This is a genomic window from Actinomadura chokoriensis, from assembly GCF_041463665.1.
GTDB lineage: Bacteria > Actinomycetota > Actinomycetes > Streptosporangiales > Streptosporangiaceae > Spirillospora > Spirillospora chokoriensis_A.
The window spans coordinates 1-10980 of the sequence record NZ_JAXCEJ010000011.1 but is presented as its reverse complement, the minus strand read 5'-3'; the positions used below and the strand labels follow the sequence as shown (position 1 = coordinate 10980).

Below are 10980 nucleotides of genomic sequence, written 5' to 3'. Positions count from 1 at the left end.
GTCGGATCAGGAGGACTGGGGCTTGATGACGTCGCCGGTCAGGAACTTCGTCGAGATCCGGTCGTCGTTCAGCTTCACGCCCGAGGTCTTCGGGTCGGTCTTGACGACGAACTCCGGACCGCACTCGAACTCGCCGACGTTCTTGGGGTAGACCTGCTCGTACTTGGTCTTGTTGAGCTTGACCATCAGCGAGCAGGACGCCGGCTTGTTGTTGCCCGGGTCGGTGGGCGCGTGCAGGCCGCCGCCCGTCCACTCGTGCACCTTCGACAGCTCGTTGATCACGCACTGCCGGGTGAGGTCCGAGCCGCACTTCTGCGCGGACTGCGCCCACAGCAGGAACGACGAGGTGGCCTGCATGCCGAGCATCGCGACCTTGCCGTTCTTGGCGCTCACGACGTCGGTGTACTGCTTGACGGCCGGGACCTTGTCCGCGTTCTCCAGCGGCTGGAAGATCATGCCGATGTGCAGGTTGTCACCCGCGCCCGAGGTGTTCCACTTGGACACGAGCGGGCTGTACCAGGTCGCCTCGAACAGGTACTTCGGCTTGGCGCCGGCCCGCTCGATCGACTCCAGCAGGCTGAACTGGCCGGCGTCGGGCGAGTCGGACGACCACAGGTAGCCCGCCCCGCACTTCTTGATCTTCTCGGCGAACGGCATGTAGCTGCTCTCGCCCTTGTCGTTCAGCCGGACGCCGCAGTTGAGCGGCTTGACGCCGATCTCCTTCATGGCGCCGGCGATCTTGCCGGTGCCGGCGCTGACGGCCGGGGAGGTGGACAGCAGGATGTCCGTCTTACCCTTGAAGTCGGGGAACAGCTTCTCGGCGATGCGGAGCCCGCCGATGTTCATCATGTCCACCGGGTACGGGACGGCCTCGTACTTCATCGGGCCCATCGAGGAGTTCGGGCCGACGGTGAAGCCCGCGACCGTCGGCAGCTTGCACCCCACCCGGTACTGCTCGGCGGCCTCGTCCATCGCGAAGCCCTGCCCGACGAGCATGAAGTCCTGCTTGCAGGACTCCTGCACCACCTTCGCGGACTGCATGTAGGCGGCGTCGTACTGGTTGCCCTTGATCTTGCGTCCGTTGATGCCGCCCTGGTCGTTGCACCAGTCGATCATCGCGGCGACGGCGTCGCCCATCTCCTTGGACAGGCCGGGCGCGGCGGTGAAGCCGCGGTCGTCGCCGAAGCCGACGGTGATGGCGTCGTCGGTGACGCCCTGGTCGGTCTTGCCCTTGGCGTCGCCGGGACCGCAGGGGGAGGCCAGCGTCCCGAACGTCTTGCTCGACACGGCCGTGCCGCCGCCCGAGCCGTTGCCGTCGGAGACGCCGTCGGTACCCGAACGCTCGCTGGAACAGGACGCGGTCACGAGCGCGACCGCGAGGGCGCCCGCTGCGAGGCGTCCGATCTTGTCGACCTTCATCCGGTCGTACTCCTTTCACCGGCCGCCGCGGCGGCGAGTGGTATTTCGGGCAGGCGGGGGACGGGGTCTGGGTGGGAGCGAATCAGCGGCACACCTGTGGCAGGCCGGGATCCGTGAGGTGTTCGTGTTCTGCTCAGGGCCGCAACCGGCCCTGCGTCGACGGCGCTAACCGAAGTTGGCCTGGCCGCCGTCCAGCGGGATGGTCGCCCCGGTGAGGTAGCGCATCGCCGGCTGGACGAGCGCCACCACGGCCTTGCCGATGTCGTCCTCGCAGTCGCCGATGTAGCCGAGCGGGATCGTCTTGCGGAACTCCTCGGCCGCCTCGGGGTTGTTCTCCGCCCACCACTTCAGCCCCGGCGACAGGGCGTGGGGGGCGATGTTGTTGGCGCGGATGCCGTCCGGCCCCCACTCGGCCGCCGCCGTGCGGGTCAGCGAGCGGAGGGCCTGCTTGGCGGCGGCGTAGGCGCCGTACGTCGCCGGGTCCCAGCGGACCATGGCGGACGTGACCAGGTTGACGATGCTGCCGCCGCCCCGAGCCTTCATGTGCGGGTGGCAAGCCTTCATGAACGCGAACGCGGCGAACGGGCCGGTGACGAAGCCCTTCTGGAACTTCGCGTCGCTCATCTCCAGGAGCGGGCCGTAGGAGCCCGAGTAGGCGTTGTTCACCAGGATGTCGACGCCGCCGAACGTCTCGGCGACCCGTTCCACCACGCCGGGGATCTCCTCGGTGTCCGCGACGTCGCAGACGAACGGGGCGGCCTTCGCACCGCGTTCCCGGATCAGCTCACAGGTCGTGTCCAGCTTGGCCGCCGTGCGGCCGAGCACGGCGATCGCCGCGCCCTCGGAGGCCAGTGCGAGGGCGATGCCCTGCCCTACGCCCTGTCCCGCTCCGGTGACGATCGCGACCCTGTCGCTGAGGCTTCCCATCGGTTCTCCTGCTCAGTCCTGCTAGCGCGCCTAGCCCGGTCTGCCGGATCTTGCCCGGTCAGTCCGGTCTTCTCAGTCCTGGTGCGGTCATGGTGATGTGACGCGGCGCACGCAAAAGGTCCAGTCCCGCTCAGCGGGAATGACTTGTGTGGAACGGTCCGCCCGATCGTCCCGCTGAGCGGAAAGCCCTGGTGAACCCGGTGTGCGGCAGCCCACAATGGGCCGTCCGGCGAGGAGGAGGGGTTCCGATGGAGATCATCCAGCAGCTGACCGGTCCCGGGGGCGAGTTCGAACTCCGGGAGGAGGAGGTGCTCGGCGCGCGGCTGCCCGTGTTCGCGAACCGCGCCCGCAGCCTCGGTGAGGTGCTGGCCCGGTCGGCGGAGTACGGCGACCGCGACTACATCGTCACCGCGACGCGCCGGCTGACGTTCGCCGAGCACGCCGCCGCCGTCGCGTCGATGGCGAAGGCGCTGCGGGATGACCTCGGCGTGCGGCCCGGCGACCGCATCGCGATCAACGCGGCCAACAGCCCCGAGTGGATCGTCTCCTTCTGGGCCGCGGTCGCCGCCGGCGCCGTCCCGGTCGGCTACAACGCCTGGTGGGCGCCGCGCGAGATCGAGTACGCGCTCGGCCACACCGACCCGAAGGTCGTCATCGCCGACGCCAAGCGCGCGGCGCTGATCTCCGAGGACGTCCTGACCGTCGAGAAGGACGTCCCCTCGCTGATGGGGCGCTACCCGGACGCGGAGCTGGACATCCCGGACGTCGCCGAGGACGACCCGGCGGTCATCCTCTACACGAGCGGCACGTCGGGACGCCCCAAGGGCGCCGTCCACTCGCACCGGAACCTCACCTCGGTGGTCGAGTACCACCGGTACAACGACGCCCTCATGGGCGCGTTCGGCATCGACGCCTCGGGCCGCCGCTACCTGCTCGCGCTGCCGCTGTTCCACATCGCGTCGCTGCACAACCTGGCCGTCCCGCGGCTGGCCACCGGCACCGCCGTGGTCATGCACATGGGCGGCTTCGACGTGGACGGGGTGCTGAGCCTGGTCGAGCAGGAGAAGGTCACGAACTGGGGCGCCGTCCCCACGATGGCGCACCGCATGATGGAGCACGGCGACCTGTCGAAGTACGACCTGTCGTCGCTGACCGGGTTCGCGCTGGCCTCGGCGCCCTCCTCGCCCGCGTTCAAGGAGCGGCTCCAGGCCGTGTTCCCGCCGGCGCGCGGCGCCCTGGTCGACAGCTACGGCCTGACCGAGTCGTGCACCGCCATCTCCGTCGCCACCCCGATGGACCTCGCCGAGGCGCCGGGGACGCTCGGCGCCCCCAACATCGGCGTCCAGGTGGAGATCCGCGACGCCGAGGGCAGGCCGGTCCCGGACGGCGCCGAGGGCGAGGTGTGCGCCCGCAGCGCCTACAACATGATCGGCTACTGGCGGGACCCGGAAGCCACCGCCGCGAGCATCGACGCGGACCGCTGGCTGCGCACCGGCGACATCGGCATGATCGAGAACGGCCGGCTGCGGCTCACCACCCGCCGCTCCGACCTGATCATCCGCGGCGGCGAGAACGTCTACCCGATCGAGATCGAGAACGTCCTCGCCGAGTACCCGGGGGTCTCCGAGTGCATCGTCATCGGCGTCCCGCACCCCGAGCTCGGCCAGGAGGTCGCGGCGGTCGTCGTCTCCGCCGGTGACGATCTTCCCTCGACCGAGGAGCTGGCGGACTTCGCGAAGGAGCGGCTCGCCTACTTCAAGGTCCCGTCCCGCTGGCACGTCACGAGCGACCCGCTCCCCCGCAACGCGACCGGCAAGGTCCTCCGCAAGCAGGTCGAGACCGACATCTCCTGAACGACCCCGACTGTCGGCGGCGGCCGGTTGGCTGCCTTCCCGCGCCACCTGCGAAGTGTTCTCGGCCCCTGTCGGATGGGCAGAATGGCGGCATGTCGCGTGAAGAGTTACTGCGCCGAGCCGAACGGGACCAGCGGGTCAGGGAACCGGCCGCGGGGACGGGCCGGATGACGATCTGGCAGGGGCTGCGCGGGATCTGGATCGACCGGCGCAACACGCGGTGGCTCGCCCGGCTCGTCCGCCGGTCCGGGTGGCCCGGCATCGCGGCGGTCGGCCCGGAGGGCGCGCACGCGGCCTGGCTGCTCGCCCAGCACGCCGACCGGAAACCGCACGTCCAGCGCATGTTCCTGGAGGCCATGGCGGAGGCGGCCGAGCGCGGGGACGCCGAACGCAAGGACCTCGCCTACCTGGAGGACCGCGTCCGCGTCAACGCCGGCCGTCCGCAGCTGTACGGAACCCAGTACGGGATGACCGAGACGGGCTTCGGCCCGCAGCCGATCGAGGACTCGGGCAGCCTCGACGACCGGCGCGCGGCCGTGGGCCTGCAACCCATGGCCGAGTACGACGCCCAGATCCGCCGCCTCACCCCCTGACCCCCCTCGTGAGCTGATCCCCGAGGTCGCTTCGGCGGTACAGGACGTGCCGCCCGTCGCGGGCCCGGGTGAGCAGGCCCGCCGCGTACAGAACTCGCAGATGCTGGGAGACGGCGCTGGGGGTCACGTTGAGACGGCGCGCGAGTTCCACCGTCGGCAGCGGTTCGTCCAGGACAGCGAGCAGGGCGGCGCGGCGCTGGCCCAGCACGGACGTCAGCGCGGTGTCGTCCGGTTCCGGTGCCGCCGCCCACAGGGTGGCGACCCCGCGGCTGGGATAGGACAGGCTGGGCGGCTCGTCCGGGTGGACGGGTGGGGCGGGCTTGTGGGCGAACACCGCCGGCATGAGCAGCAGTCCGCGCCCGGCCACCGCCACGCGGTGCCGTCCGATCATCTTGTCGATGTGGAGCACGCCGTCCTGCCAGCGCAGGTTCGGGTGCATGTCGGCGAACAGCAGCCGCGCGCCGCCCACGGCCAATTGCCGCGCCCGGTACGTCATGTCGGCCTCCAGCAGCAGCCGCATCTGCGGCCATACCGGTTCGAGCACCGTCCGCCAGTACCGGTGCAGCACATCGCATGCGTCATCGCGGAGCCTGACGGCCGCGGCGTCGTCCGGTGGCGTCGCCTGAACGAGGGCGGCCTCCATGTCCCTGCGGACGAGTTCCGGAGGCGTCCGCCGGACGATGGACAGCTCGTCCTCGAACCTCGGCGCGAAGGTCGTGGGGCGCGGTCCCAGGAAGTCGGGGATGGCCAGCCTCGTCCCGACCAGGGAGGTCAGCAGGCGGACGTCGCGCGGGTCGAGACGGGCGAGCGCGAACCTGCGCCACGGCAGATGCACCGCCTGCAGACCGGGCTCGCGCAGCACGCGCAGGCTCAGCGCCGTCTCGTCCAGCGGCGACAGGGCGAACCGGGTGTCCGCGAGGTCCTCGACACCGAGCTCGAAGCTGATCATTAAGCCCCACGCTACATCTCTTGGCCGCAGCGCTCCCCCGGCGTGGACTGGCCTTCATGACCCCCGAACGGAAGGGCGTGCACATGAAGGGCTTCGACCCTCGGACCAGCTTCGGCCCGGAGGCGTCCAAGCGTTACGACGTCGAGGACCATCGAGGTGACGAGGACCAGACGGTCGCATTCCTCGCGGGCCTCGCCAATGGGCGTCCCGCGCTGGAGTTCGCGGTCGGCACCGGGCGCATCGCACTGCCGCTGCTGAGGGCCGGCGTGCAGGTGGACGGCATCGAACTGTCGCCGGACATGGTGGACCGGATCCGCGAGAAGCCGGACGGCGACCGGATCGAGGTGACCATGGGCGACATGTCCCGCGCCACCACCGGACGCACCTACGGCCTCGTCTACCTGGTGTTCAACACGATCGGCAACGTGCTCACCCAGGACGACCAGGTCCGCTGCTTCGAGAACGCCGCCCGGCACCTGGCCGACGACGGGGTGTTCGTCCTCGAATGCCGCATACCCACGGCCCCGGCACGCCCCGGCCACCGGTTCGTCGACCCCGAGCACATCGACGTCGACGCCGTCGGACTGGACGTCTGCCGCTACGACCCCGTGACCCAGATCCTGGACGAGAATCATGTCAGCATCAGCACGGAGGGCATCGTCTTCAGCCCCATCAGGCTCCGCCTGGCCAATCCACCGGAGTTCGATCTGATGGCCCGAATCGCCGGTCTCCGCCTGCGCGAGCGTTGGGGCGGCTGGAAAGGCGAGCCCTACACATCCATCAGCTGGCGCCACATCAGCGTCTACGAACACCGCGCGAACACACCCCGCTGAGCGCTTTCGCAACCAGGAGCGGACAGGCAATCGAGAGATGGGGGTCAGGCGTCTCCAATATGGGGGTGCGACATGCGGGATGGGACGTGGGTCTTCAAGGTGATCATGCCGTTGACGGCGGCCGTCCTCGTCTTCTACGCGGCACAGGACCTGCGGCCGTCGTACGCCGCCCTGTTCCGCGTCGGCGAGCCGGGCGTTTTCACCGCCCGGGACGAGGACTGCGGCAAGACCTGCTCATGGCGGGGCGACTTCATCTCCGACGACGGCTCCAGAGTGCGCCGCAACGTCCGGCTGGCCAGCGGCGGCTCCGTCGACCACGTGGGAGATCGCGTGAAAGCACGCGACACCGGATCCCGCGTCCTGGTCTATCCCGCTACCTGGTCGTGGGACTGGCTCCTGGTGACGCTGCTCTTCGTGGGCGGTCTGGTCGCCCTCGGGTACTGGAGTGCGTGGGCGTTTCGGCGGCTCAGGCAGCGAACCGCCGTCAGAAGATCTTGAGGAGGACGCCGGACTCGGCCACGATGAGGGCCCCGATGGCGACGAAGACGGCGGGGACGAGCCATTGGCCGTAGCGTTCCACGATCTCGATGACCTTCTTGTGGGAGCCGAGCCAGGAACCGGCCAGGCACCACAGGGCGACGTCGGCGGTGAACACCACAATGGTGAGGATGGTGGGACCGGCGCCAATGGTGCGGAAAACCGGCGTGTAGACCGAGATATTGTCGGCGCCATTGGCGATGGTCACCCCCGCGACCGAGAAAAGGCCGGAGGCGACGACGGGCGAGGCGTCCTCGCCGTCTCGGTGGGCGCGAACGGCCGCGACGAGGCCCTTGACGCCCAGGGCGAAAGGGAGCAGGCCGAGTAGGCCGACCCAGTCGTCCGGCACGAACGTGAGGCCGAGCGCGGCGACCACCGACACGAACACCAGGACGGCGATCCCGGCGTACTGTCCGCCCCAGATCTGCCACGGCCGGGGGCTGCCCGCCGCCCGCGACGACAGGAAAAGCACCGTCAGCACGATGATGTCGTCGATGTTCGTCCCGACGAACATGCCGACCGCCGTCGCGATGGTCCCCCCAAACCCGCTCACGGCTCGCAAACCTACCGGGAGGGCCCGGCTCGGCGTCCACATGTCACAGAGGTCCCGGCTGTCTCGTCTCGGGTCGCGAAGACGGGTTCCGGGAAGGGACGCACCTCTATGACGAAGGAGTCAACCATGGGCGGGCAGAAGGTCGCGCTGGTCACCGGGGCGAACAAGGGGATCGGGCGCGGGGTCGCCGAGCAGCTCGCCGCGCTCGGGACGACGGTCTTCATCGGCGCCAGAGACCGGCGCCGCGGGGAGGAGGCCGCTGCGGCACTGCGCGCGGCGGGCGGTGACGTGCACGCGGTGGCCCTGGACGTCACCGACCCGGCGACCGTCCTGGAGGCCGCGCGTCAGATCGAGGAGCGCTTCGGTCGCCTCGACGTCCTGGTCAACAACGCCGGCATCACCGGCTCCGGGCAGGTCTCGCCCGAGGACGCCCACGACCAGGTCCCCAGCGTCGTCGACCTGGAGATGGTCCGGGCCGTGTTCGAGACCAACGTCGTCGGGGTGATCACCGTGACCAACGCCATGCTCCCGCTGCTGCGGCGGTCGGCCGCGCCGCGCGTCGTGAACGTCAGCAGCCACGCCGCGTCGCTGACCCTCTTCAGCGACCCGGACGGCCCCTTCGCGGCGCTGCTGCCGTCGGCTGCGTACTCACCGTCCAAGACCGCGCTCAACGCACTGACCGTGCAGTACGCCAACGAGCTGCGGAAGGACGGCATCCTCGTCAACGCCGTCGCGCCCGGCTTCGTCGACACCGACAGCAACGACCACACCGGGGTGCTCACCGTCGCGGAGGGCGCCGCGGTCGTGGTGCGCCTGGCCACACTCGGCGCGGACGGACCGACCGCGGGATTCTTCGCCGGAGAGGGCCCGGTGGCCTGGTGATGGATCGGACGAAGAACGAGGAGTTCGAGGAGCTGCGGCCACTGCTGTTCTCGATCGCCTACCGCATCCTGGGCAGCGTGACCGAGGCCGAGGACGCGGTCCAGGAAACATGGCTGCGCTACACGGCCTCACCGACACCACCCGCGTCCACCAAGTCCTTCCTTTCGGCGGTGGTCACCCGGATATCGATCGACGTCCTGCGCTCGGCCCGGGTACGGCGGGAGGAGTACGTCGGCCCGTGGTTCCCCGAGCCGCTGCTGACCGACCCCTACCAGGATCCGGAGCGCGCGGCGGAGCTGGCCGACTCGCTGTCGATGGCGGCCCTGTTGCTGCTGGAGCGGCTGAGCCCCCTCGAACGCGCGGTCTTCGTGCTGCGGGACGTGTTCGGGTTCGGGTTCGGCGAGGTCGCTGCGGCGGTGGGGCGTTCGGAGGCCGCGTGCCGCCAGCTCGCGGTGCGGGCACGCCGCCACATGGACGCGGGCCGGCCCCGGTTCGAGGCCCGCCGGACCGAGCGCGAGGAACTCGCCGGGCGGTTCCTCGACGCCTTCCGGGACGGGGACGTCGACGGGCTGCGGGAGCTGCTGGCCGCCGACGTCCAGATGGTCGGCGACGGCGGGGGCAAGGCCCCGCAGTTCGGCAGCCGGATCATCGGTACCGAGAACGTGGTCCGGGTGCTCGACTGGTCGGTGTCACGGTTCGCCCGGATCGGCGGGGTGATGGAGCCGCACCAGGTGAACGGCCAGCCGGGCGCGATCGTCCGCGACCGGGACGGCAAGGTCCTGAGCACCTGGGCGCTCGACATCCTCGACGGACGGATCCAGACGATCCGCGCGGTCAACAACCCCGACAAACTCGGGCACGTCGGGGTTGTGGCGGATGCCTGGGCGGCCTTCCACGAGGCGACAGCGCCGGACCGGCCCGCGGATTGACCGGAGAAATGGCTGCACGCCCGACCAGGCTGCCAAAACGCCTTCGCGGGCGACCCGGCTCGGGCGCCCCGCTGCTTGCCGCGGGGTTGCGGTTGCCGCGTCTCCTTATGCCACGCGTGGTCGAGGTCTTCTTTTATCGGGTTTTGTGTGGTTGCTGTGGGTGGGTAGCTGAGGTGGCCTTCCGAAGGCGGGTGCGTTTGTTTCTGTGTGTTGCCGGTTGCTGTCACGTTGGTTGCGGTGGTGGTTTGGGTGGGGTGTTTTGCTGCGGGGTGGGCGCGGGGTGCTGCCGGTGCCGCGCTGCGCGCGGAAAAGCAGTCGGCGAGGACGGGCGGTGGGTGGGGGTTGTCGGTGATGGCGCGCGCGAAGCGCGCGCTGGGGCGCTGGGGTGCTGGGGCGCGAGAACCCTGCGCCCCGGCTTCCACCTGAACACCTCCCTCAACCCGGCGACCGCAACCAACGTGACAGCAACCGGCAGCCCGCCGTCCGGTGCGCACCCACCTTCGGGAGGCCACCCCAGCCGCCCACCTGCAGCAACCACCCCGACCCCGATAAAGCCGCGCTCAACCCCCACCAACCGTTGGACGACCACCGACCGCAAGGAACGTCCCTTTCTGGTGCGCCGGCCGTAACAATAGTCGGTGACAGAAATGTGGCGTGTCTGAATTGTCCACCACTTCCGGCGGGGGCGCCGAATATAATTGGGGCAGGAATTGAGGTTGGGAGGTGAACCCCCGGTGTCGATGCCCGCCCAGGCCACCACAATCTCTGGCGGCCAGCGTGAATGGGAGAACCGGGAGTGGTTCCCGCCCGGCCCGCAACTGGCGATCTGCCTGTCCGGCGGGAAGAACCGCCTGAACGACCTGACCGACGACGAGTTGTTGCAAGTCGCCGCCGCCGCACGCAGGCAAACCTCCTGGGCCCAAGCGCGGGAGCTGGCCGCGATCGCCGAGCTCGCCCGCCGCCGCACCGCCGACGAAGACCAGGGCGACCCCGACTACCGGATCCTGTCAGCGCGCGAGTCGGTCACCGAAGAGGTCTCCGCCGCGCTGACCGTCACCGGCAACACCGCCGCCACCCTGGTCCACCTGGCGGAACGGTTGACCGGGCCGCTGGCGGAGAGCGGGGCGGCGTTGGAGGCCGGACGGATCGACATGGCCAAGGCCCGCACCATCTGCGAGGTCACCGAGCACCTGCCGCCCGAGACAGCCGGCCGAGTGGAATCAGCGGCGCTGGAGAAGGCGACCGAGCAGACCACCGGGCAACTGCGCCGCCGCATCAAACGGATCGCGCAGCGCCTGGCACCCGAGGCGACCGAAGAACGCAAACGGGAAGCCGTCCGGCAACGGCGCCTGGAGGTGTGGGACAACCCGTCCGGCACTTCGGATCTCGCGCTGTGCGACCTGGCTCCTGAGGACGCCCACGCCATCCACAACAAGATCACCGCCGCCGCGCGCGGCATCAAGACCGACGGCGACACCCGCCCTCTGAACGCCATCCGCGCCGAC

11 protein-coding genes are annotated in these 10980 nt (G+C 70.0%); 7 read left to right on the top strand and 4 right to left on the bottom strand.

Annotated elements, in window-relative coordinates; all coding sequences use genetic code 11:
* Positions 1–6: 6 nt before the first annotated feature.
* Complete coding sequence (locus SM418_RS18340; protein WP_371942461.1) at positions 7–1419, bottom strand: ABC transporter substrate-binding protein; 1413 nt, start codon at positions 1417–1419, stop codon at positions 7–9.
* A 165-nt stretch (positions 1420–1584) separates the two neighbouring features.
* The gene (locus SM418_RS18335; protein ID WP_371942462.1) at positions 1585–2346 is read right to left on the bottom strand and encodes an SDR family NAD(P)-dependent oxidoreductase; all 762 of its coding nucleotides are present in this window, start codon (positions 2344–2346) and stop codon (positions 1585–1587) included.
* A gap of 248 nt (positions 2347–2594) precedes the next feature.
* Between SM418_RS18335 and casG the strand changes: the two genes are divergently transcribed.
* Positions 2595–4199: a steroid-24-oyl-CoA synthetase gene (casG, locus tag SM418_RS18330; RefSeq protein WP_371942463.1), complete on the top strand. Its 1605-nt coding sequence runs from the start codon at positions 2595–2597 to the stop codon at positions 4197–4199.
* A gap of 92 nt (positions 4200–4291) precedes the next feature.
* Entirely contained in the window at positions 4292–4792 is a 501-nt protein-coding gene (locus SM418_RS18325; protein ID WP_371942464.1) for a DUF6624 domain-containing protein, read from the top strand.
* Here SM418_RS18325 and SM418_RS18320 read toward each other — a convergent pair.
* A complete protein-coding gene (locus SM418_RS18320) occupies positions 4782–5741 on the bottom strand; it encodes an ArsR/SmtB family transcription factor (protein WP_371942465.1) in 960 nt (319 codons plus the stop codon). The genes SM418_RS18325 and SM418_RS18320 overlap by 11 nt on opposite strands.
* A 56-nt stretch (positions 5742–5797) precedes the next feature.
* Here SM418_RS18320 and SM418_RS18315 point away from each other — a divergent pair, with 56 nt between their 5' ends.
* Together SM418_RS18315 and SM418_RS18310 are read left to right on the top strand one after the other, a co-directional pair.
* Positions 5798–6574, top strand: coding sequence for a class I SAM-dependent DNA methyltransferase (locus SM418_RS18315; RefSeq protein ID WP_371942466.1), 777 nt, complete (start codon positions 5798–5800; stop codon positions 6572–6574).
* A 72-nt stretch (positions 6575–6646) separates the two neighbouring features.
* The gene (locus SM418_RS18310; protein ID WP_371942467.1) at positions 6647–7072 is read left to right on the top strand and encodes a hypothetical protein; all 426 of its coding nucleotides are present in this window, start codon (positions 6647–6649) and stop codon (positions 7070–7072) included.
* Here SM418_RS18310 and SM418_RS18305 read toward each other — a convergent pair.
* A complete protein-coding gene (locus SM418_RS18305) occupies positions 7059–7664 on the bottom strand; it encodes a cadmium resistance transporter (protein WP_371942468.1) in 606 nt (201 codons plus the stop codon). The genes SM418_RS18310 and SM418_RS18305 overlap by 14 nt on opposite strands.
* Before the next feature lie 126 nt (positions 7665–7790).
* Between SM418_RS18305 and SM418_RS18300 the strand changes: the two genes are divergently transcribed.
* The 3 genes from SM418_RS18300 to SM418_RS18290 all read left to right on the top strand — a co-directional run.
* Complete coding sequence (locus SM418_RS18300; protein ID WP_371942469.1) at positions 7791–8546, top strand: SDR family NAD(P)-dependent oxidoreductase; 756 nt, start codon at positions 7791–7793, stop codon at positions 8544–8546.
* Positions 8546–9475: an RNA polymerase sigma-70 factor gene (locus SM418_RS18295; RefSeq protein WP_371942470.1), complete on the top strand. Its 930-nt coding sequence runs from the start codon at positions 8546–8548 to the stop codon at positions 9473–9475. The genes SM418_RS18300 and SM418_RS18295 overlap by 1 nt, the downstream gene beginning before the upstream one ends.
* A gap of 740 nt (positions 9476–10215) precedes the next feature.
* The coding region (locus SM418_RS18290) for a DUF222 domain-containing protein (RefSeq protein WP_371942472.1) at positions 10216–10980 on the top strand (765 nt) is incomplete at its 3' end.